Below are 20,909 nucleotides of genomic sequence, written 5' to 3' on the forward strand. Positions count from 1 at the left end.
TTTGGTGCAAGGTCCTGAGTTTTGCGGCGTCCGCGCTACGCGCTACGCATTATTTGCGTTAGCCTCTCGGCAGCTTCTGCAGCCAGGTTGGTGAAGATATTGTCGAGATCTTCGGCAACCTGATAATAGGACTCCGGTAAATCGTCGAGCTCCATCTTTTCGACAATTTCTTCCATGTCCCTCGCATGTTTCTCAAGAAATTTATAGATTTCAGCAGCTTGCTCCGGTGTCAACGTGGCATGGGCCAGCATTTTAGGAATTTTCTTTCCTAGCACCGTCGCCAGCTCGTTCTTCTCCCGCAGAACTTCCAACCAGTTTGCCACTGATTTTTTTCCCCTCCACCGCGAGCGTCGCAGAGCTGTGGCCAGACTTCAACTAATCCTTTAGTATTAAATATGTCTTCTAGTCCGCCGCGATTTGGTGTATTGTGCAGTGCGTAATTTTCATTCGCACGTGCGAAATGTCTTGCGGCAGCATATTTAGCCCTATCCCAGGAGTGCTCGATGATATCAGATTTGCTGCAACACATTGTTGAAGCCGGCGCGGTGGAACAGAACGTGAGCAAGCAGGAGGCTGCCGAGACTGTGCGGAGCCCCGCTCACACCACCATTATTACCCACTTCGAACTCGCGCGAACGCTGGAACGCGCGAACCGGCGCTTTGCGACATTTTTGCAGGCCGAGATGACGCGGCAGGGAGTTCAGGAGATTGGTCCTGCCCATGCCATGCTTCTCCTGACGATTGGCGATGACGAGCTTTCGGTTGGTCAGCTCATGGATCGCGGACCCTATGGCGGTACCAATCTTTCCTATTATCTCAAGCAGCTTGGCGAGTGTGGATATATCGAACGCATCCCCCTGGCGCGTGACAGGAGAACCGTGCGGATTCGTCTTACTGAAAAGGCGCGGGAGCTCTGCGCCGACCTGACGGAAGTTGCCGCCAAGTACCATCGCCTGGTTGCTGGAGATCCCGAAAACATCCGCAAGATGGAAGTCGCCTTCGAAACGCTCGACCGGCTCGAGCGCGCATGGGCGACCGCGGCCATCTTCGGCTCTCCCGGCGAAAGATGATCGCCAGCCCTGGAGCAGGTTTTGTTCTAGACCACGTTGATGCGGTTTCTTCCCTCGAGTTTTGCCAGATACAGCCCGCGGTCAGCACGCGAAAAAACCTCCGGCGCCGTATCGCCGGACCGTAGCGCAGTAACGCCCGCAGAACATGTATAGGAAAATTCCGGCCATGCCTTTAATGGCCGTGCGGAACGAATCCGCGTGAACACCCGTTCAAGAATCCGGACACCCTCGCCCAGATCGGTACCCGGCAGTATGAACATGAATTCCTCACCGCCTATTCTGCCGAAGCAATCCAGGCGCCTCACGAACGAGTGGGCCTGCCGCGCAAAATCAAGAAGCACCTCGTCTCCGGCCTGATGGCCGTAGCGGTCATTGATCGATTTGAAATTGTCGATATCGAGAACGGCGATGCATCCCTTGACACCTTCGGGCTCAGGCGGCCGGCTGACCAACGCGTCGAGCCGCGCCATGATGAAGCGGCGGTTGGCAACGCCGGTAAGTTCATCCGTCTGAGACGCGCGCAACGCCAGGTCGCGATCCTGCCGCAACCGGCGGTCATCGGCACGCAACTGCGTGATATCGCTGGCAATGCACAGCATCCACCCATTTGGTTGCACGGTTTCAGTCATCCACAGCCAACGGCCATCCACAAGGTTGGTTTCGAACGCACGGAATGCGGTTTTTCCGCGGCGTGACTGAGTCGAGACCAGCCAGTCATCGAAATTTGCGGTCTTCAGCACCGTGCCAACCCCGGCCTCGTAATTCCTGCGCATGATGGCACTCCAGCTCAGCTGTTCGTCTGGAGCTATATTGTAAGCAGCCCGAAAGCTCCGGTTTGCATAACGCAGCACATCGTCCTGGTCATAGAGCGCGATGAGGGCAAGGCTGTCCGCCTGCAGCGACAGGAGATTGCCGACGAACTCATCTGGATTAGCGAAGGATTCCATACTCACCGTAAATCAAGGACAGGCTTGGGATATAGAGCGGGAAACATTCAAATGGAACCGGTTCTGTTTCCTGGATTCCGAGACAATCTGCGCGAAGCGGCGGCAATTGGCCGTCGCCATGAAATGAATGGTTACCCTGCCTCATCGTCCGATAGCTTGCCGCTTCCTCTGCGCTCCGCACCCATCCCGATCTCAAGACGTCGAACCACGATCAGCAGAAATACCGCCATCAGGGAAGCCGGAATGGCGATCCACCAGAACCCGAGGCCGCTGGCAAGTCCAACCGATGAGGCAAGCCATAGGGCTGCGCCGGTGGTGATGCCTCGGACTTCGCCGCGCGAGACGATGATAAATCCGGCAACCAGGAAGGCCACACCGCTTGTCGCCGCCTCAATCAGCCGCAACGGATCCATCCGCACGCTCTCCCGCTGAAACTCCGGCACTGCAACGGTTTCAAGAGCGACGATCGCGAATGTGGCCGATGCCATGCAGACCATTATGTGTGTCTTCAATCCGGCTGGCCTGCGCCTCCATTCGCGCTCCATGCCGAGAAGAGAGCCCAGCACTGCCGCGAGGAGTAGCCGCGCCAGTATCGACGAAATTGGCAGTGTGGTTTGCGGGAAGGTAAGGTCGAGAAAATTTTCCATACAGGCACAAACCTTTCTGGGAGACAGCTATTCAACTGATGAAAGCGGGGAAAGTTCCTGACAGAGGCCGGTCACCCGCTGTTAACGGGTGGCGATGCGACCAGCTCGCCACCATATCGCGAAGGAGGATCTCGGAATGGAAAAACAGCCAAAGGCGAAAATTGCACGTATCTGGCGTGGCCGCACGCTCCCTCATCGTGCCGATGCGTATGAAGCCTACAACTATGAAGCCGGAATCAAGCCGCTGATCGATAAAGCGCTCGGTGTTCAGACTTTTCGGGAAGACCGCGGGAATGACACCGAGTTCATGACGATTTCTTACTGGGAGAGCATTGAGGCTATGGCTCGATTCACAGGCGGCGATCCTAGGCGAATACACCACCTCGACCGGGACAGGGAATATCTGATCGAGCTCCCATCGGAGGTCCAGATACTCGAACTGCGCACGTGTCACGGCAAAACGAGTTGAATCCCCGAAGTCTGGCGTTCGTTAGCCGGCCTCAATAACCGCCGACTATCGGCAGAATTTCGCCTGTGATGTAGCTGGAGCAATGGGGCGAAGCCAGAAATACATAGGCGGGCGCGATCTCCTCAGGCTGGGCCGGGCGCTTCATCGGGGTATCCGCGCCGAATTTTGAAACGTCCTTGGCCGCCTTGTCGGCAGGATTGAGCGGCGTCCAGACTGGACCTGGCGCCACGGCGTTTACCCGGATACCGCGCGGAAGCAGGTTCGCGGCCAGTGCCCGGGTGAAGGCATGAATGCCACCCTTTGTCATGGAATAGTCCAGGAGGTGCTTGCTTCCCATCAGGCCAGTGACAGACCCTGTGTTGATGATTGCCGAACCGGGTTTCATCCGCTGCACTGCTGCCTGCGCAAGAAAGAAATAGCCGTGAAGGTTCGTCCTGATGGTCTCGTCGAAATGTTCCTCGCTGATATCCTCGATATTCTTCACATGAAGCTGAAATGCAGAATTGTTGACCAGAACGTCGAGCTTCCCGAACGCCTCGGCCGTTTTGGCCACCGCATCCCGGCAGAAAATTTTCTTGCGAACATCTCCTGCAATGACCAGACATTGCCTGCCCTCTTTCTCGACAAGTGCCTTCGTCTTCCCTGCGTCCTGCTTTTCGTCGAGGTGGATGATCGCGACGTCCGCGCCTTCCCGGGCAAACAAGACCGCCACTGCCCGCCCTATGCCGGAATCGCCGCCGCTGATCAGGGCCACCCTGCCGTCCAGTTTTTTTGAACCGAGGTAGAACGGTGCGTCGAACATTGGTGCGGGATCGAGCCTGGCTTCGATGCCGGGCTTTTTCAGGTGCTGCTTTGGAAAGGGCGGAACCGGGTAGATGCGGGCCCCGGTCTGCGGTGCCTCGTCATTGGCCTTGCTGTCGTTCCCGGCATCCTTGTCGACTTTCGCCTGGATGACACGCTGGCGCGCCGCCGTGTCCTTGCCCGCCTGGCCGCGGGATTTTGCAGTTTGCGCCATCGCCTTCCCTTTCCATCAGTGCGGGTGCTTTGCTGATGCTGCTTAAAAGCATGAACCGCCGATCGGTTCCGGGTCTGCCTCTCCTCTTGTGCTTGAGCCTGTGTTTTCATCAATGCAGTTTCAGGGGAACCCTGGATGAACCCAAACTGTCGTCGTGCGTTAATGTGATAGGCTTCCCCGAACTCATCCAGCGATCGCGGTGTGACACATGAAATCGGCATCTTACGCTATTGCAATTGTCACGGTCGCGGCCTTCACCTCGGGGTGCCTAACCGGCGACGCCCAGGACGAAGCCGGGCTTGCGGATCGCGGCTATGGACCGGATCCGGTGTTGCCGCCTCCCCAGACTGCATTGATACCGACCGTCAAGATCGCGGAAGCAAATCCATGGCCCGAAAATGTCACGCCCAAGCCGGCAAGGGGGCTCCGTGTCAACGCTTTCGCGGCGGGCTTTGATCACCCGCGCTGGTTGCATGTTCTGCCCAATGGCGACGTACTCGTTGCCGAGACCAATGCCCCAGCCAAGCATGAGGATGGTTTCAGCCTGCGAAAATGGATCATGGGGCGCATCATGAAACGTGCAGGCGCAGGCGTTGAAAGTGCCAACCGCATCACCTTGCTGCGCGACGCCGACCGTGACGGTGTTGCGGAGTTTCGCAGCACGTTCCTCGAAGGTTTGAATTCACCCTTCGGAATGACCCTGTCGAACGGCAAGCTCTACGTAGCCAATACCGATGCTATCCTCGCTTTTCCGTATTCGAGTGGTGATACCAGGATAACCGCATCGCCCGAAAAAATAGTCGACCTGTCGGCCGGGCCGATCAATCACCACTGGACCAAGGACGTCATCGCGAGCAGGGATGGCCGCAAGCTCTATGCCACCGCCGGTTCGAACAGCAATGTCGGAGAAAACGGCATCAAGGCGGAAGAAAATCGAGCGGCGGTTCTGGAGATCGATCTTGCGAGCCGCAAAATGAGGGTATTTGCCGCAGGATTGAGAAATCCCAACGGACTTTCGTGGAATCCGGACGACGGCAGACTTTGGGTCGCCGTCAATGAACGCGATGAAATCGGTGACAATCTCGTGCCCGATTACATGACCTCCGTAAAGGATGGCGGTTTCTATGGCTGGCCCTACAGTTATTACGGTCAGCATGTCGATGCGCGGGCCAAGCCGCCGCGACCGGACCTCGTCCGGCGGGCCATCAAGCCCGATTATGCTCTCGGCTCGCATACGGCCTCGCTGGGGCTGACATTCTACACGGCCTCGCTGCTCGGTCAGGAGTATCGCGGTGGAGCTTTCGTTGGCCAGCACGGGTCGTGGAATCGCAATCCGCGCAGCGGCTACAAGGTTATTTTCATTCCCTTCCGGAATGGAAAGCCACAGGGTGCACCCAAAGATATACTCACCGGCTTTATCAGCCCTGACGACAAGGCATGGGGGCGTCCCGTGGGCGTCGCAGTCGACAAGGCCGGCGCGCTGCTGGTCGCAGATGATGTGGGCAACGTCGTCTGGCGTGTGGCGCCCGCAACCGCCAGGTAAGACGCGTGTGCCCTGCAGCGGTAGTGCAAATTTGAGGAATGCCGATGCCCTGTTCCAAATAAATCCGCTCTATTCGTCCTCTCTTGGTGATTTTCCATCCGCACGGGTTGCACATACAGGCGGTGTCTGATTCTTTGCACCCTATTCCGGAACGCGATGTTTTGATTCGCCGCCCGACCGGAATTCGAAAAACCGCAATTGAATTGTGCGGCGGGGCAGATCAGCTAAGGAACCGAAAATGTCGATCAACCTCAGAAAACCGGAAATATCCGAGATGAAACCCAACATCACCGTTTTCGGTGTGGGCGGTGGCGGCGGCAACGCGGTCAACAACATGATCCGGGAAAAGCTGGAGGGGACGGATTTCATCGTCGCCAATACCGATGCGCAGGCACTGACAATGTCGAAAGCCAGCCGTCTGATCCAGCTCGGCACCCACGTGACCCAAGGTCTCGGGGCCGGGTCAGCTCCAGAAATCGGGCGGGCCGCGGCTGAGGAATGCATCGACGAGATCATGGATCACCTGTCCGGTACCCACATGTGCTTCGTCACGGCGGGCATGGGCGGCGGGACCGGAACGGGTGCAGCTCCGGTCATCGCACGTGCCGCGCGCGCCGCCGGAATACTCACCGTTGCGGTTGTGACCAAGCCCTTCACCTTCGAAGGAACGCGCCGTATGAGAATGGCGGACGAAGGTCTGAAGGAACTTCGGGCCAGCGCTGATACCGTTATCGTCATCCCCAACCAGAATCTCTTCCGCGTTGCCAACGCGGCAACGACCTTTGCCGATGCCTTTGCCACGGCCGACAGAGTGCTTTACTCCGGCGTCGCATGCATCACCGATCTGATGGTGCGCGAAGGCCTGATCAACCTCGATTTCGCCGATGTCAGGGCCGTCATGAGGGACATGGGGCGGGCCATGATGGGGACGGGCGAAAGCTCTGGAGAAGACCGTGCAAAAGCTGCTGCGGAAGCCGCTATTGCCAATCCCTTGCTGGACGTCGCCTCCATGAAAGGCGCGAAAGGCGTGCTGGTTTCGATTTCCGGCGGACGCGATATGACCTTGTTCGAGGTTGACGTCGCCGCCTCGCGTATTCGTGAAGAAGTCGACGACGAGGCCAATATCATTCTCGGGGCCACCTTCGACGACGCTCTCGAAGGCGTATTCAGGGTATCGGTGGTCGCCACGGGTATCGATCAGGACGATGCCGCCATGGTCGAAAGCGCCGCAGCGGCGGTAAGCGAGAGCAATGTTGCTGCAATGCCCTTCCTCCGGCGGCAGACTGTCTAGCGTCAGGCCCTGTTAGGGCGCTGTCGCCAGGCTTCAACTGCGCGCGGCGAGGATCCAGTCAACCGCCGTGGATATGTCATCAACTGTTGCTGTTGGCGGCGGTGTGAAACGGTGCTCGTCACCGCGGCGGTACTTGCCCGTCCGTACGAGCAAGGCGTGAGCAAGTCCGGCCTGCAGGGCACCGGTGACATCTGTTTCCGCGTCGTCGCCCACCATCACTGCCGCTGCTTTGGGACAGTTCATGCTGGCAAGCGCCGACAGGAAGAATGCGGGGGATGGCTTTCCAAGCACAATCGCGCGTGTTTGGCTGGCGAATTCCAGCGCCGCAACGAATGGCCCCGCATCGAGGCTGAGTTTTCCGTCCGTGTCCTTGAAAGCCCGGTTCGGCGCCAGCGCCACCAGTTTTGCGCCGTCGATCAACGCACGAAACGCCTGGTTCAGCGCCAGATAGTTGAAGGTTTCACCGGCATCGCCGACAACGACCGCCTTTCCTCCGCTGGCGGCCAGATCGTCGAAATCCGGCAGCAGATCAGGGTGAACCAGCAGTTGTGGCGATAAATTGTGTTGCTGAAGCCATGTGCGCGCCGCTTGCGCCGGGGTGAACAACTCGCCGTCCGAAGCGGGAAAGCCAAGTCTGCCGAGCTGGTCGAGAATGGCTCGCTTGGCGGTGCGTGTCGTGTTGCTGACAAAACGGATGGGAAGGCCCGACTCGCGCAGCCGGACAACAGCCTCTGCTGCGCCCGGTACAGGCTCTTCGCCATCATAGAGGACGCCCGCAAGATCGAGAAGCACACCACTTATCATCGAAATAGAATGACACGGAACCGCATCAGGTCAATTCTACCGGAAGCTGGTGGGATCAGACACGCGACCCGGACCATGGTAAGGTCTTTGCCGTCTGCTTTCGGATCATTTGCGGCTGCTCTGCGTTGATATGGTATCAGCCACGCCAAATTGGGGTAACGACCATGAACACAGCCAATCTTCAGCTCGAGGGGCTTTGCCTCGCCATTGCAGCAATCAACCGGTCACTCGTCGCGAAAGGATTGCTCACCGACACCGAGATCGATACCGCGCTGCGCAAGGCCGAAGCCGTCGCCGTCGGCGACGAGCGGGCTGTTGAACAGCTTTCGCCAGCCAATCGTGACGCAGTCTGCTTCCCGATTCGCCTGCTTCAGCTGGCAAATAGTTCGGGCGCCGACACACCATGGTCGTTCTCCCACCTTGCAAGAATGGTCGGTGAAACCAAGCGGCCCTACAATGATCAGCTCTAGCCGTCTTACTCCATGCCCAGAGCGTTCATGTAAAGTTCGAGGATCGCTTCCTCTTCCTTGCGCTCATTGGCGTCCTTCTTGCGCAGGCGGACAATAGTGCGGATGATCTTGGTGTCGTAGCCGCGCCCCTTGGCCTCGGCCATCACTTCCTTGATGTCGTCCTGGAGCGTGGTCTTTTCTTCCTCGAGGCGCTCGATGCGCTCGATGAACTGCCGCAGTTCCGCAGCCGCTACACCCTCGACACCACCCTGCGCCGCCAAATCATCCATGCTCTTAACTCCGCTCTCTCGAAACTCGTTGTGCGACTCATGTCATGTCGCCCGGACGGTTCCGATGCCCGACCAGTGCCTCAAGAGTCAAGACAAACAGACTCTGTAACATCAATCGTGATGGGATGAACTTAATGCGAGAGCTTGTTGGGCGAGGGCTTGTTCGCTTCAAAAGCTGCCTTCTGGGCGTCGCTCGCCTCGCGCTGATGCTTGGCCTGCCAGTCCGCATAGGGCTCGCCATAGACGATCTCTCGCGATTCCTCCTTGGAAAGCGCGATGCCGCTTCCCTTGGCCGCCTCGCGATACCAGTTGGACAGGCAATTGCGGCAAAAGCCGGCCAGATTCATCAGGTCGATGTTCTGCACGTCGCTACGTTCGCGCAAATGTTCCACCAGCCTTCGAAAAGCGGCAGCTTCGAGCGCGGTGCGCTGTTCATCGGTTAAATTGTTCATGGTCTGAACTCCTCGATCGGCCCGGTCCGGGAGCCGAATTGTCTGGCTTCATGCATATCGGGGTTGGCATTCATCGCTTCAAGGATCGGCGCGAGGCGATCCGCCCAATGGGCGATGCCCGTCTCTTCGGCAATCAGATCCTGCCGTACCTCGATCAGCGCATGGGCAAGCCCCGGAACGATACAATGCTGGAACATGGTGTCGTTGCGCAGCGCTCCGTCATAGGGTTCATTGTCCCCGACGATCAGCTGCGGGTCGGCACGCAAGCCATCGAGCAATGGCAACACCGCCCGCGGATCCTTGTCCCACAATATGCCCGCGTGCCAGGGGCGCGGCGTGGTCTTCCAGAAAGCGGTGAAGGAATGGATCGAGATGATCAGCGGCGCCTTGCCGCTTGCCGCGATCACCGCTGCGATCGTTTGCGCAACCGCCCGGTGATAAGGGCGATAATATTCGTTGAGGCGCTTTTCGCGCTCCTCGATCGGCATCGGATTATTGCCCGGAATGATAGCCCCGTCGGAAAGCCGCATGATCAGCGTCGGATCGTCCTCGCCCCGGTTGGGATCGATCAGCAAGCGCGAAAACCCGCCAAGCACGGCGGGAACGTCAAGCATCGCGGCCAGTTTGCGAGTTAAGCGTTCAACCCCGATATCATAGGCGATGTGCCGCTCGAATTCGGACGAAGCCAGCCCGAGCGAGCCGTATTCCTCCGGCAGATCGCGGCTTGCGTGGTCAGCAAGCAGCACGAGGCTCCGCGCCTTGTCGCCATCGACGAGATGAAAGGGAGAGAACGGCATTCGATGAAGCACTTTCAAGATGAATCGAGCTTGTTTTTCGTGTTTCCCGGCTGCGGTGTCAACGCAACGAACATTCTTTTGTCGCACTGTTGCCAGAACTTCGCATTCAAACGATTAGCGCGTTGACAATGCAAGTGAAACTGCCGAAAAGAAGGTCAAAGATGGACGGAGGCAATATTGCGCAGGGGCATCAGAGCGATATGGGGTCACGTTATATTCCGCGCTGAACAGCATCGCCGGACACGATTAGGCAGCGTTCCAGAGCAATTCCAGGAAAAGTGGGAACCGGCTTTCCGTTCGGAATTGCGTCAGGGCAAAACGCGAGCGTATTTCCGTCTTCCGAAGATAACCGGCAATACTCTAGCGGCTTTTTTATTCATATTTGCAGCGGGCAGTTTTATAGCCCCCGAAAAGGCCCATGCCGATTTTCGCGTGTGCAATACAACACAAAATCTCGTGGGCGTGGCGCTTGGCTACCGGGCGAAGACCGGCTGGATCACCGAAGGCTGGTGGCATGTCAATGCTTCGTCCTGCACGACGCTGGTCGTCGGGCCGCTGACATCGCGCTATTATTACCTCTATGCGGAAGACGCGCAAAGCGGCGGCCGCTGGGACGGCAAGGTGAACATGTGTGTCGCCGAAAACCAGTTCAAGATTACCGGCATCAACGACTGTTTTGCACGCGGATTTCAACGTGCCGGCTTTCAGGAGTATGATACCGGCGAACAGACGAGCTGGATGGTCCAGCTTACGGAAGAAAATCCTCCCTCATCTCCAATTGTAACGGATACCCCTCCTCAATGAGACGCCGCCGTAAGGTCAAAATTCTAGCCACCCTGGGTCCCGCTTCCTCCGACGAAGCCATGATCCGTAAGCTGTTCGAAGCCGGCGCCGATGTGTTCCGCATCAATATGAGCCACGCCAGCCACGAACTGATGCGCGAACTCGTGCGCCGCCTGCGTAATGTCGAGAAGGAAGTGGGACGGCCGATCGGCATTCTTGCCGATCTTCAGGGACCGAAGCTGCGTGTCGGCAAGTTCAAGGACGGCAAGGTTGATCTCGTCGCCGGTCAGACCTTCACGCTCGACGACAATGATACGCCGGGCGACAATACCCGCGTGTTCCTGCCGCATCCGGAAATTCTCGAAGCCGTCGAGCCCGGCCATCGCCTTTTGATCGATGACGGCAAGCTGGCTCTGGTCGCCGAAGCTTCCGACGGCAAGTCCATCCGCTGCCGCGTCGTTTCCGGTACCAGGATTTCCGACAAGAAGGGGGTCAGCCTGCCCGATACGACGCTTGGCGTTAGCGCCCTGACCGAAAAGGACCGGCGCGACCTCGATGCGGTTCTGCATGAGGAAATCGACTGGGTGGCCCTGTCCTTTATCCAGCGGCCCGAGGACCTTGCCGAAGTGCGCAAGATCGCCCGCGGCCGCGTTGCCCTGCTTTCGAAAATCGAAAAGCCGCAGGCGGTCACCCGCCTCGACGAGATCATCGAACTCTCCGACGCTCTTATGGTCGCCCGCGGCGATCTTGGTGTCGAAATGCCGCTAGAATCGGTTCCCGGCATCCAGAAGCAGATCATCCGCGCCTGCCGCCGGGCCGGCAAGCCAGTGGTCGTCGCCACACAGATGCTGGAGTCGATGATCACCGCCGCAGTCCCGACGCGTGCCGAGGTTTCGGACGTGGCCACCGCGGTATTTGAAGGCGCTGATGCCGTCATGCTCTCGGCCGAATCCGCCGCCGGCGATTATCCAGTCGAAGCGGTGTCGACCATGGCCCGCATTGCCGAAGAGGTCGAGCGCGATCCGAACTATCCCGGCATCATCCATGCCCAGCGCCCCGAGCCCAATGCGACCGGCGCCGATGCGATTTCGCTCGCAGCGCGCCAGATCGCCGAAACGCTCAACCTCTCGGCGATCGTCACCTATACCGCCTCGGGCACAACCGGACTGCGCGCGGCGCGCGAGCGGCCGTTGCTGCCGATTATCGCGCTTTCGCCGGTGGTCGAGACGGCACGCAAGCTTTCGCTCGTCTGGGGATTGCATTGCGTTGTAACCGAGGATGCCAGCGATCTTGATGATATGGTCGATCGTGCGTGCCACATCGCCTATCAGGAAGAGTTCGGCAACCCGGGTGACCGCATCATCATCTCGGCTGGCGTACCGCTGCGTACGCCCGGCTCGACCAATATGTTGCGTATTGCCTATATCGGCTCGGATGGGCTGACTGGAATTTAGGCCGTGTCGAACAGGGTCATTTCGTTCCGGCACAGCAATGGAACGCAATGACCCAATTCTTGCTCAAGAACTGCTGGTTCTCACCCGGCAATCGCCGAATCTGGCCCAGGTTCATCCACCAATGCGGGAAAAATGGTTGTGATTACGTGCGCTGGCCGGTGAGTTCATCGGCCAATTCACCCGCCTGCTTCTGCGCCTCGCGCATCATCGGATAGACTGTCAGAACCCGCTCGAAAGCCTGCAAGGCGGCTTCCTTGCGTCCGGTATCCTTCAGGATCGCTGCCATACCCGCCATCGCCCCGAAATGCCGTGGCTCCAGCGCGAGGGTCTTCTGGATGTCGGCCATGGACCGGCCGTAATCATTCATCATGAAATGCAAGGTCGCCCGCCGGTTCCACCCTTCCGCATAGTCCGGCTTCATCACGACCACCTGGTCGAGAAAGTCGAGGGCAACGGGATACTTCTTGTCTTCCATGGCCTTGGCAGCCCAGCCCATCATCAGGTCGACGGTCGCGCTACCGGAATTCTGCCATTGCATCTGGATGAGCGAGGCGATACGCGCAGCCTTCACCTCATTGCTCTCGCGCTTGAGAGATGCAAACAGATCATCAAGCCGCGCCGAGCGCTTTTGCGCGAGCGTTTGATTGGGCAAGGCTGCCTGCTGCTCGATGGGCGTCTGCGCCTGCGCCATTGCGGGCACAGGCAAACCCGCCAGTAAAGTTCCAATCGAAAATGCAAAAACGCTCCGCATGACACGGATGGTAGTCCGTATCAGCGAAACGTCAAATGCAAATAACCGTGAGACGGATACGATCAGCCCTGGCGCGCTTTAAAGCGTGGGGCGGTCTTGTTGATGATGTAAATCCGGCCCTTGCGACGGACCAGCTGGTTGTCACGATGACGGGCCTTCAGGGCCTTGAGGGAATTCTTGATCTTCATTTCAGCACCGGTATCTTTACGCCCGAAACCGGGCACCAATAAAAAGCGCGCCTGTAAAGCGCGCCGGAAACACGTTGCGGGGAAATAGCCAAGGATTACCCGCATTGTCAACACCCGGCTTACGATTCATCGCGTGATTCAGAGCAGAATCACGCATTTATTCGTCGTTACAGTCTTTTCGTGATCCGCGTCACATGTCCCATCTTGCGGCCGGAGCGCGCTTCAGCCTTACCATAAAGATGCACGACAGCCCCGGTTTCCTGTAGAAGCATCGGCACCCTGCCGATGTCATCGCCGATCAGATTTTCCATGACGCAATCGGAATGACGCCTCGTGTCGCCGAGCGGCAGGCCGGCAATCGCCCTTATATGCTGTTCGAATTGCGATACGGCACAGGCCGCTTCAGTCCAGTGGCCCGAATTGTGCACGCGCGGCGCAAATTCATTGGCAAGCAATGTCCCGTTGGCAAGCACGAAGAACTCCATGCCGACAACGCCGACATAATTCAGCCCGTCCAGCAGCTTGCGCGCCGAATCGGCGGCCAAGCCGGCAATTGTCGAGGAAACAGAGACGGGCACGGAAGATGTGGCGAGAATACCGTCCTTGTGGACGTTCTCCGCAATGTCGTAGACCTTGATATTGCCGTCCTCATCACGCGCGGCGATCACTGAAATTTCGCGGGTAAAATCAACCAGTGCTTCGAGGATAGAAGGTACGCTGCCAATTGCGGCGAAACCGGATTTCGCGCTTTCCCCCTTTGCGCCCGTAAACTTGATCTGACCCTTGCCGTCATAGCCGAAACGCCGCGTCTTCAGGATGCCTTTGCCATCAAAGGCAAGGAGCGCCGCCTTGAGATCCCCTTCATTCTCGACGATGCGCCACTGTGCAGTCTGGATGCCTGCCTTATTGAGGAAGCGCTTCTCGGCTACGCGATCCTGCGAGACCTTTAAAGCCTCGGGCGGAGGAAAAACCGCCTTGCTTTCATTGAGCATCTCTACCGAATCCACCGGAACATTCTCGAATTCATAGGTGACGACATCGCTAAGCTCGGCAAGTTGCTCAAGTGCATTCGGATCGTCATAGGCCGCCACAATGTGCTCGCTCGCAACTTGCGCCGCGGGGCAATCTTCCTGCGGCTCCAGAATGACTGTCCTGTATCCAAGCCGCGCCGCCGCCATGGCGAGCATACGGCCGAGCTGGCCCCCGCCGATAATTCCAATTGTTGACCCTGGGGAAATCATCTTCACGCCTCGTCAGAAGGTCTCATCGCGACCTTATCGCTCTGCGCCTGCCGGAAATCATCGAGCCGCTTGGCCAGGGCATCATCATTGAGCGCCAGAACCGCCGCCGACAACAAGGCGGCATTGACGGCTCCTGCCCGGCCAATCGCCAGAGTGCCCACAGGAATGCCGGCTGGCATCTGCACGATCGACAGAAGCGAATCCTGCCCCGAAAGCGCTTTTGATTCCACAGGCACACCGAAGACTGGCAAAGGCGTCATCGCTGCGGCCATACCAGGCAGATGCGCTGCGCCACCGGCGCCGGCGATGATGACCTTAAATCCCGCTTTGCGCGCGCCCTTGGCGAAATCCACCAGCCTGTCGGGAGTTCTGTGCGCGGAAACGATACGATCGTCGTGGGAGATGCCGAGGGCATCCAGCGTTTCGGCAGCATGGCGCATGGTCGTCCAATCGGACTGGCTTCCCATGATGATTGCGACGTCAGCGCGTTTGTCTGCCATTGAGCATCCTCTATCGAGATGGGGGCATTAAAGGAAAACCCGGAGCTCCGCAAGCTGCGAGCCAGGTGAGAAACCTCTTGAGAAATCAGGCGATGATATCGGGAATGATCTTGTCTTCAAGCTCAATGAGCTTGTCTTTGATCAGCAGCTTTTTCTTTTTCATTCGCTGGATACGAAGCTGGTCGCAGCCCACCTGGATCATTGCTTGTATGGCGGCATCAAAATCCAGATGCTCTTGTTTCAATCTTGCGACTGCCAATCTAATGTCAGCCTGATCCTGGTCGGACATGCAGTGATTCCCGGTAATTTTTGCCGCGCATAATTCTAAAACCGCAGCCGGTTTTTGGAAAGGACTATACGCAAATTTAAAGTGCTACTGCTTACCCTGCGCGAAAGAGGCGCATGCGGCAATAGTTCAGAATCCAGTGTTTGGTCCAAGGCAACGCAACCCCTTACCAGCACGTCGCCATATCATATTTTAAGAAACAAGAAAATCCTACGAAACAAATTCGACAATTGCTTAAAGTGGTGGCAGAGTGTCACGGCTCTGTCATAAACTTGCCACCTGGCAGGCAGAGCGTGAGTAGGGAAAACCAACCAAGGGAGAAGCCGGATGGCCATTGAGTCTCATCTTGAAACGCTTGAACGTAAGCATGGGGCGCTCGAAAAGGAAATTTCCGACGCGCTGTTAAGTCCCGCCTCCGACGACCTGAAGATCAGCGATATGAAACGTCGCAAGCTTATGCTCAAGGAGCAAATCGAAAAGCTCAAATCAGTCGTCACCCATCATTAATCACGATAAGGACCATACCGCGAAATTCCACTCGATAGCTTGAAAGCATCGTGCTGGCAGTTACAAAAAAGCCCGGCCCTCACGCTGATGACGGGCCGGGTTTTTTCATCGCCTACAGAGCGGCCAGAGCAAAATTTGCTTTATTCATTCCAGAACTGGTCCAGCCACAGGTTCAGGTGGAAAAAACCATTGGCGTCGACGGCATAGATGCGGCGTGTGCCTTCGGATTTGACCGTTACCAGCTGCGCATCGAGAAGTGCCTTGAGGTGCTGGGAAACTGCGGGGCGGGAAATTGGCAGGCCTGTCGCCAGTTCGTTCACGGTTTTTGGCCCGCGTCGAAGCTCCTCCAGGAGATAGCGGCGGTTCGGATCAGAAATTGCTGCAAAGGCATCCGTTTCGACCATGAAGGATAGTCATTTTAAACCGGCAGGAATGTCAACGAATTTCGTATCGGGCCTAATCCAACCGCTCACTCGGGCAAGTTTTCGGCCCGCGGATCCAGCCTGACACCCTCGGGTGTTACGCGCTCGGCACCAACCGTCTGGAAGTTATCCCTCAGCTCAATGGGCACCGGTGCCCGCATGCGCGAGCGGATGATCGCGTGGGTCATGATCGAGGCGTGGGCCAGGGCCGTTACTGCAAAAAGCCCTTCCGGCGTAATGCGCTCCATGGCCCAGGCTCCAAGGATCGGGCCGATCATAGTGCCAAAGCCATAAAGCAGCAGAAGCCCGCTTGTGACTTTGACAAAGTTTTCCGAGTCGGAAAAATCGTTCGCATGGGCGACCGCCACGGGATAGAGCGTGTAGGCAAGGCCGCCATAGACCGCGGTCATGGCCAGAATGACATAGGCATGGCGCGGCGCAATCAGGAAAATCAACAGGCCTATCGCAGCGGCGGCGCCACCAACCATGGCAAGCACGTAGCGTCGATCCGTGCGGTCCGACATCCGGCCGACCGGAATCTGCATCAGCGCACCGCCCATGACGGAGGCGCTCATCATCAGGGCAATTTCCGTCGTCGATATGCCGGTTGCCGCGCCATAGACCGCACCAAGTGTACCGAATGCACCATTGGCAACGCCAATCAGGATACAGCCGAGGAAAGCGACGGGGGAATTGCGATAGAGCGCCCTGAGGTCAAGCTGCACTTCGGTCAGGGGTTTTGGACTGCTCGCAGTGGAAATTGCTGTCGGGATAAGCGCCAGACAGAAAAGGATACCGGACATCATGAAGAACGTCCCCGTATGCACGTCACCGAAGCCGATCATCATTTGCCCGACAGTTATCGATGCGAAATTCACAACCATGTAGAGCCCGAATATCTGGCCGCGATTGGCATTCGTCGCGCGCTCGTTGAGCCAGCTTTCGATCACCATGTAGGATCCGGCCATGGCGAAGCCGGTCAAGGCGCGCAGCACGATCCAGGCAGTCGATTCGACCAGTATACCGGTCATCAGCGCGACGATCGCCGCGATTGACGCAAACGCGCTGAACGCGCGCACGTGACCGACACGGCGGACGAGACGCGGCGCCAGCAGGCAGGAGGTGATAAAGCCACCAGCCCAGGCCGTACCCAGAAGCCCCAGGGACGTCGTCGAGAAGCCCTCCGCTCCACCCCTCAACGGCAGTAGCAAACCATGCAAACCCGATGCCATGACGAGAAAGGACGTGCCGCAGAGGAGTGCGAAGACCTGAATGAACGAACGGAACACGGCAAACCCTTCAAGCGAATCGGAAGTGGACCCGCACAGGATCGTGCAGGCGGTGAGTTCGTGTCATGCAGTAATGCGGAAACTTGATGACATCCGCATAACTTTTGTTGTCTCAGCGGAACAACGCCTCGGCCGCAACCTTACTGTTACCCTTGCGGGAGCGTTCCTCTTCGAGCCGCGTTATTTCGGCACGCAGGAGCGTGATTCGCTCGTCAAGCTCCGCAACTGACAATAGCGACAGGTCCTGGCCAATATCGTGAATGATTTTGCGCCTTGGCTCTTCATCGAAAAGTGACATCATTTCCTCCACTTGTCGCTCTAGAGTGCGAGAATACAGCCCAACTGCTTGGAATTGCAAATTATTCTGGCGAATCAATATTGAGGTGGATCCTATGGCCGATAAAATTCCAACGACGATGACGGCGATCGAGATCACGCAGCCAGGCGGACCTCTGGTGCTCAAGGCGGGGAAACGTGGTGTCCCCGAACCAGAAACGGGCGAGCTTTTGATCCAGGTCCGCGCGGCCGGCGTCAATCGGCCAGATGTGTTGCAGAGGCAAGGCCATTATCCGCCGCCGGCCGGTGCCTCCGATATTCCCGGTCTGGAAATCGCCGGTGATGTCGTTGCCATCGGCGAAGGTGTTACGCGCTTCCGTATTGGCGAGCGCGTCACAGCATTGGTTTCAGGCGGCGGATATGCGCAATACTGCAATGTGCATGAAACCAATGCGCTGCCAATCCCCGCTGGTTACGGCTTCATTGAGGCTGCGGCGATTCCGGAAACCTACTTTACCGTCTGGCACAATGTATTTGAGCGCGGCGGCTTGCAGAACGGCGAAACCTTCCTCGTCCATGGCGGCTCCTCCGGGATTGGCACCACCGCCATCCAGCTTGCCAGCGCTTTCGGAGCCTACGTCATCACCACAGCGGGTTCGGATGAGAAATGCGAAGCGTGCGTCAAGCTTGGCGCGAACCGTGCGGTCAATTACCGCCACGAGGATTTTGTCGAAGCGGTAAAAGACGCGACTGGCGGCAAGGGTGTGGACCTGATTCTTGATATGGTCGGCGGCGACTATATCGAGCGCAACTACGATGCAGCGGCCGTCGATGGCCGCATTGTCCAGATTGCCTTCCTGAACGGCGCCAAGGCGCCCACCGATGTTTCAAAACTGATGGTCAAGCGCCTTACCCATACTGGTTCAACCCTGCGCGTCCGGTCCGTTGACTTCAAGGCAGGCATCGCCCGCGAACTGGAGCGGAAGGTCTGGCCGCTGCTGGTCGAGCGCCGTGTTGCACCTGTGATCGACATGGTCTACCCGCTGCATGAGGCTTGGCGCGCGCATGAGCGGATGGAAGACGGCCAGAACATTGGCAAGATCGTGCTCGATGTGAGCTAAAAATGCCAAAGACCGCGCGCCGGCGCGGCCTTTGCGTTTCAAGCGCTGGTTTCAATTCGTGGCCTGAACCTTGCCGATGCCGACGAAGATCGTTTCGCCGGATGAATCATCGACGCCATCATTGTCCGTCACTGCGTAGCCATAACCATCCGCATCGACGGTGAAGCCTTCAAGTTTCTCGGGAACGTAGCCATTGGCCGACTTCAGATCGCCGATGAAATCATGCGCGAGCGTCTTCTGGACCACCGGCAGTTTCTCGCCGATCCTGGCGGGTTTCAAGCCATCGAGCGCCACGCGATAGAGCCGCTTGTTGACAGCCCGCTCGCCGATCTGGTTATCGCGTTCGATGATATAGAGCTGGCCGTCATGCGCGGTGATTTCCGACAGGCCGACCCAGCCATTCGCGGTCGTGTCGAGAGGGTAGGAAACAGCACCCCATGCCTTGTCTTTGACATTGTAGCTCAGGAGTTTGACGAAACCCTTCCCGTCATCCTTCCACTCGCGCTGGATTGCCATCCACAGGGTCGCGTCGTCGCCTTCACCGACACGCGTGATACCTTCGAGGCCGTAGCGGATCTGCCCGGTCAGCAATTCGTCGGGAAGCGCGATTTCTTTTTTGATTTCACCCTTCTCGTTCACATTGAGGATCGCATGCGGCACGAGTTTGGCCTGATCACCTTCATTGGCCAGCCAGAACCCGCCCTGCCCGTCGGTGGTGATGCCTTCCAGATCCAGCTTCTGGGCGGGCTGGCCGCCACGCTTGACCATCAGCGCACCGCTGATCTTCGCCGGGGTCTGTTTGGCGTCAATCGTGTAGATCGCCGGCGCCGAATAATAGATGGAGTCAGACACTGCATAGAGCTTGCCGGCTTCCTTCGGATCTCCGGCCAGCCCAGAAAGAGCGCCCCAACCGAGCGGCGTCCCGTCATCCTTCAGGCCTGAAACGATCTGCGGATAATTAGGCTCCTGGTCCTTCAACTCATAGATCATGACATGCGAGCGCACGCCGCCATCCTTGATGAGATCCACTTCATTGGCTGTCACCAGGAGGTTGCGCGAAGGAATGGCAAGAACGCCTTCTGGCGCAATGCCTGAAGGCAGCAGTTGAACGAATTCCGGCTCTGCTCCCGTATCCTTGTATACACCGACAAGGGAAGCACGCTCGCTGGCAACGAAGAGATAGTTCGTATCGCCGAACCTGCCGACTTCGGCTCCTTCCAGCTCAACGCCTTTCTTGTTGCGCTTGTCCGGGTAATGTCCGGCTTCGGCCATCTTGTACTCAAGCGCCGGGCCGGATTCATAGAGAATCTTGCCATCCTTGGAGAAAATGGTGAAGCTGCGCGAACCACCCTTGTAGTCACCTTCATTGGCGACAACAAAGCGATCATTGTCGAGCCATTTGATGGTGTCCGGCTCACGAAGAACGCCCTTCAGACTGCCGTCAAACTTGAGAGCGCCATCGTTCTTCACATCAATCCTGTCGAGATCGACCGTGCCCGCTGGGAAATGGTTGACAATCTTGCCGCTGGCCGCATCGATAATTGCGATGTGGTTGTTTTCCTGCAGCGTGACGGCGATCTGATTGTTCTTGTTGATCGAGACGAATTCCGGCTCAGCGTCTTCCGGGGCAATCCCGGAGAGACCCGTGAGGTCAACCGTCTTCATGCTCGCGCATTCCGGCACCCCATCCTTCAACGACAAGATCTTGAGGTTCCCCGAAGGCAGCTGCGGTATATCACCGTCATTTACCTCTTCATCCCGCTCATTTTCGATAGCGATCGCGGTGAAGGTCTTGTCAGGAGAAATAGCGACCGAATCCGGCTGACCGCCAAGATCACAGCTCGCGTCGATCTTGCGTGAGGCAAGGTCGATGACCTCAAGCCGTCCCGCGGGATTGGCTTTGTCCTTCGACGTGTTGACAGCGGCCAATACCTTGCCACCAGCAACGGCGACGGACGTCGGCTCGCCATCGACCTTGAGCAAGCCGCCCGGTTGCGGTTTGGCCGCGTCGCTGATGTCCACGAAGCCGATCGCGCCATAAGGACTGTCGGAATAAATCAGCGTCTTGCCGTCTTCTGAAGCGGTGATTATTTCCGATGATGTCGGCGTCGACTTGTCTGCGTCTTTGGGCAGATTGTCGGCAACGGGGAAACTTGCAATACGGTTGAAGACTGGTTCCGCGACAGCAGGCAGGGCAACGGATGCAAGCAAGGCGGTCCAAAGACCGAGATAGAGGGATTTGCGCGACATTATTTTAAGCCTCCGATTGTTATCCGGAGATCGTTCGCGCACCTGCATTGCAGTGCAATGACACTTT

The 20,909-nt window shown here is 57.7% G+C and carries 25 protein-coding genes and 1 pseudogene; 9 read left to right on the plus strand and 17 right to left on the minus strand.

The genetic code is table 11. The features are described from left to right. Positions 1–35: 35 nt before the first annotated feature. Positions 36–323 (minus strand): hypothetical protein, encoded by a 288-nt coding sequence (locus CU103_RS00155; protein ID WP_106661919.1) that lies wholly within the window; start codon positions 321–323, stop codon positions 36–38. A 180-nt stretch (positions 324–503) separates the two neighbouring features. Between CU103_RS00155 and CU103_RS00160 the strand changes: the two genes are divergently transcribed. Then, entirely contained in the window at positions 504–1,070 is a 567-nt protein-coding gene (locus CU103_RS00160) for a winged helix DNA-binding protein (RefSeq protein WP_106661920.1), read from the plus strand. Positions 1,071–1,096: 26 nt separating this feature from the next. Here the strand turns inward: CU103_RS00160 and CU103_RS00165 are convergent, their stop codons facing one another. Together CU103_RS00165 and CU103_RS00170 are read right to left on the minus strand one after the other, a co-directional pair. Further along, positions 1,097–2,017: a GGDEF domain-containing protein gene (locus CU103_RS00165; protein ID WP_106661921.1), complete on the minus strand. Its 921-nt coding sequence runs from the start codon at positions 2,015–2,017 to the stop codon at positions 1,097–1,099. A gap of 131 nt (positions 2,018–2,148) precedes the next feature. Beyond that, positions 2,149–2,664, minus strand: coding sequence for an MgtC/SapB family protein (locus CU103_RS00170; RefSeq protein WP_106661922.1), 516 nt, complete (start codon positions 2,662–2,664; stop codon positions 2,149–2,151). Positions 2,665–2,800: 136 nt separating this feature from the next. Between CU103_RS00170 and CU103_RS00175 the strand changes: the two genes are divergently transcribed. Further along, positions 2,801–3,133 (plus strand): antibiotic biosynthesis monooxygenase family protein, encoded by a 333-nt coding sequence (locus CU103_RS00175; RefSeq protein WP_106661923.1) that lies wholly within the window; start codon positions 2,801–2,803, stop codon positions 3,131–3,133. Positions 3,134–3,164: 31 nt separating this feature from the next. Here CU103_RS00175 and CU103_RS00180 read toward each other — a convergent pair whose 3' ends face one another. Then, entirely contained in the window at positions 3,165–4,148 is a 984-nt protein-coding gene (locus CU103_RS00180) for an SDR family oxidoreductase (protein ID WP_106661924.1), read from the minus strand. A 208-nt stretch (positions 4,149–4,356) separates the two neighbouring features. Here CU103_RS00180 and CU103_RS00185 point away from each other — a divergent pair, with 208 nt between their 5' ends. Beyond that, positions 4,357–5,691: a PQQ-dependent sugar dehydrogenase gene (locus CU103_RS00185; protein WP_106661925.1), complete on the plus strand. Its 1,335-nt coding sequence runs from the start codon at positions 4,357–4,359 to the stop codon at positions 5,689–5,691. A gap of 238 nt (positions 5,692–5,929) precedes the next feature. After that, positions 5,930–6,967, plus strand: a pseudogene (ftsZ, locus tag CU103_RS00190) (cell division protein FtsZ); the annotation flags it as partial. A 48-nt stretch (positions 6,968–7,015) separates the two neighbouring features. Here the strand turns inward: ftsZ and CU103_RS00195 are convergent. Beyond that, complete coding sequence (locus CU103_RS00195) at positions 7,016–7,786, minus strand: TIGR01458 family HAD-type hydrolase (protein WP_106661926.1); 771 nt, start codon at positions 7,784–7,786, stop codon at positions 7,016–7,018. Positions 7,787–7,950: 164 nt separating this feature from the next. Here CU103_RS00195 and CU103_RS00200 point away from each other — a divergent pair, with 164 nt between their 5' ends. Then, positions 7,951–8,256: a hypothetical protein gene (locus tag CU103_RS00200; RefSeq protein ID WP_106661927.1), complete on the plus strand. Its 306-nt coding sequence runs from the start codon at positions 7,951–7,953 to the stop codon at positions 8,254–8,256. Positions 8,257–8,261: 5 nt separating this feature from the next. Here the strand turns inward: CU103_RS00200 and CU103_RS00205 are convergent, their stop codons facing one another. The 3 genes from CU103_RS00205 to CU103_RS00215 all read right to left on the minus strand — a co-directional run bounded on the left by CU103_RS00205 (position 8,262) and on the right by CU103_RS00215 (position 9,774). Then, positions 8,262–8,525, minus strand: a complete 264-nt coding sequence (locus CU103_RS00205) for a DUF2312 domain-containing protein (protein WP_027231195.1) — start codon at positions 8,523–8,525, stop codon at positions 8,262–8,264. Positions 8,526–8,656: 131 nt separating this feature from the next. Further along, entirely contained in the window at positions 8,657–8,977 is a 321-nt protein-coding gene (locus tag CU103_RS00210) for a DUF1244 domain-containing protein (RefSeq protein WP_106661928.1), read from the minus strand. Next, positions 8,974–9,774, minus strand: a complete 801-nt coding sequence (locus CU103_RS00215) for an N-formylglutamate amidohydrolase (protein ID WP_106661929.1) — start codon at positions 9,772–9,774, stop codon at positions 8,974–8,976. Before CU103_RS00215 ends, CU103_RS00210 begins: the two co-directional genes overlap by 4 nt. A 378-nt stretch (positions 9,775–10,152) precedes the next feature. On the opposite strand from CU103_RS00215, the gene CU103_RS00220 reads away from it, so the two are divergent. Beyond that, positions 10,153–10,578 (plus strand): DUF1036 domain-containing protein, encoded by a 426-nt coding sequence (locus CU103_RS00220; RefSeq protein WP_106662574.1) that lies wholly within the window; start codon positions 10,153–10,155, stop codon positions 10,576–10,578. Further along, entirely contained in the window at positions 10,575–12,011 is a 1,437-nt protein-coding gene (pyk, locus tag CU103_RS00225) for a pyruvate kinase (RefSeq protein ID WP_106661930.1), read from the plus strand. The genes CU103_RS00220 and pyk overlap by 4 nt, the downstream gene beginning before the upstream one ends. Positions 12,012–12,153: 142 nt before the next feature. Here the strand turns inward: pyk and CU103_RS00230 are convergent, their stop codons facing one another. The 5 genes from CU103_RS00230 to CU103_RS00250 form a co-directional block, all read right to left on the minus strand. Beyond that, positions 12,154–12,762, minus strand: coding sequence for a tetratricopeptide repeat protein (locus CU103_RS00230; RefSeq protein WP_106661931.1), 609 nt, complete (start codon positions 12,760–12,762; stop codon positions 12,154–12,156). Between the two features lie 62 nt (positions 12,763–12,824). After that, positions 12,825–12,950: a type B 50S ribosomal protein L36 gene (gene ykgO / locus CU103_RS00235; RefSeq protein ID WP_027231189.1), complete on the minus strand. Its 126-nt coding sequence runs from the start codon at positions 12,948–12,950 to the stop codon at positions 12,825–12,827. 167 nt (positions 12,951–13,117) lie between these two features. Beyond that, positions 13,118–14,191 carry a 5-(carboxyamino)imidazole ribonucleotide synthase gene (locus CU103_RS00240; protein ID WP_106661932.1) on the minus strand — a complete coding sequence of 358 codons (1,074 nt, stop codon included), beginning with the start codon at positions 14,189–14,191 and terminating at the stop codon, positions 13,118–13,120. A gap of 2 nt (positions 14,192–14,193) precedes the next feature. Further along, positions 14,194–14,691, minus strand: coding sequence for a 5-(carboxyamino)imidazole ribonucleotide mutase (gene purE / locus CU103_RS00245; RefSeq protein ID WP_106661933.1), 498 nt, complete (start codon positions 14,689–14,691; stop codon positions 14,194–14,196). Between the two features lie 85 nt (positions 14,692–14,776). Then, positions 14,777–14,980, minus strand: a complete 204-nt coding sequence (locus tag CU103_RS00250) for a YdcH family protein (protein ID WP_106661934.1) — start codon at positions 14,978–14,980, stop codon at positions 14,777–14,779. A gap of 324 nt (positions 14,981–15,304) precedes the next feature. Between CU103_RS00250 and CU103_RS00255 the strand changes: the two genes are divergently transcribed. Further along, complete coding sequence (locus CU103_RS00255) at positions 15,305–15,484, plus strand: YdcH family protein (protein ID WP_099997692.1); 180 nt, start codon at positions 15,305–15,307, stop codon at positions 15,482–15,484. A gap of 140 nt (positions 15,485–15,624) precedes the next feature. On the opposite strand, the gene CU103_RS00260 is transcribed toward CU103_RS00255, so the two are convergent. The 3 genes from CU103_RS00260 to CU103_RS00270 form a co-directional block, all read right to left on the minus strand. Beyond that, the gene (locus tag CU103_RS00260) at positions 15,625–15,888 is read right to left on the minus strand and encodes an ArsR/SmtB family transcription factor (RefSeq protein ID WP_106661935.1); all 264 of its coding nucleotides are present in this window, start codon (positions 15,886–15,888) and stop codon (positions 15,625–15,627) included. 65 nt (positions 15,889–15,953) lie between these two features. Then, positions 15,954–17,195 carry an MFS transporter gene (locus CU103_RS00265; RefSeq protein ID WP_106661936.1) on the minus strand — a complete coding sequence of 414 codons (1,242 nt, stop codon included), beginning with the start codon at positions 17,193–17,195 and terminating at the stop codon, positions 15,954–15,956. Between the two features lie 112 nt (positions 17,196–17,307). Next, positions 17,308–17,493 carry a DUF1192 domain-containing protein gene (locus CU103_RS00270; protein ID WP_106661937.1) on the minus strand — a complete coding sequence of 62 codons (186 nt, stop codon included), beginning with the start codon at positions 17,491–17,493 and terminating at the stop codon, positions 17,308–17,310. 94 nt (positions 17,494–17,587) lie between these two features. Here CU103_RS00270 and CU103_RS00275 point away from each other — a divergent pair, with 94 nt between their 5' ends. Further along, positions 17,588–18,592 (plus strand): NAD(P)H-quinone oxidoreductase, encoded by a 1,005-nt coding sequence (locus tag CU103_RS00275; RefSeq protein WP_106661938.1) that lies wholly within the window; start codon positions 17,588–17,590, stop codon positions 18,590–18,592. Positions 18,593–18,643: 51 nt separating this feature from the next. On the opposite strand, the gene CU103_RS00280 is transcribed toward CU103_RS00275, so the two are convergent. Further along, positions 18,644–20,842 carry an esterase-like activity of phytase family protein gene (locus CU103_RS00280; protein ID WP_106661939.1) on the minus strand — a complete coding sequence of 733 codons (2,199 nt, stop codon included), beginning with the start codon at positions 20,840–20,842 and terminating at the stop codon, positions 18,644–18,646. Positions 20,843–20,909 lie beyond the last annotated feature (67 nt).

Source organism: Phyllobacterium sophorae, assembly GCF_003010965.1.
Lineage (GTDB): Bacteria > Pseudomonadota > Alphaproteobacteria > Rhizobiales > Rhizobiaceae > Phyllobacterium > Phyllobacterium sophorae.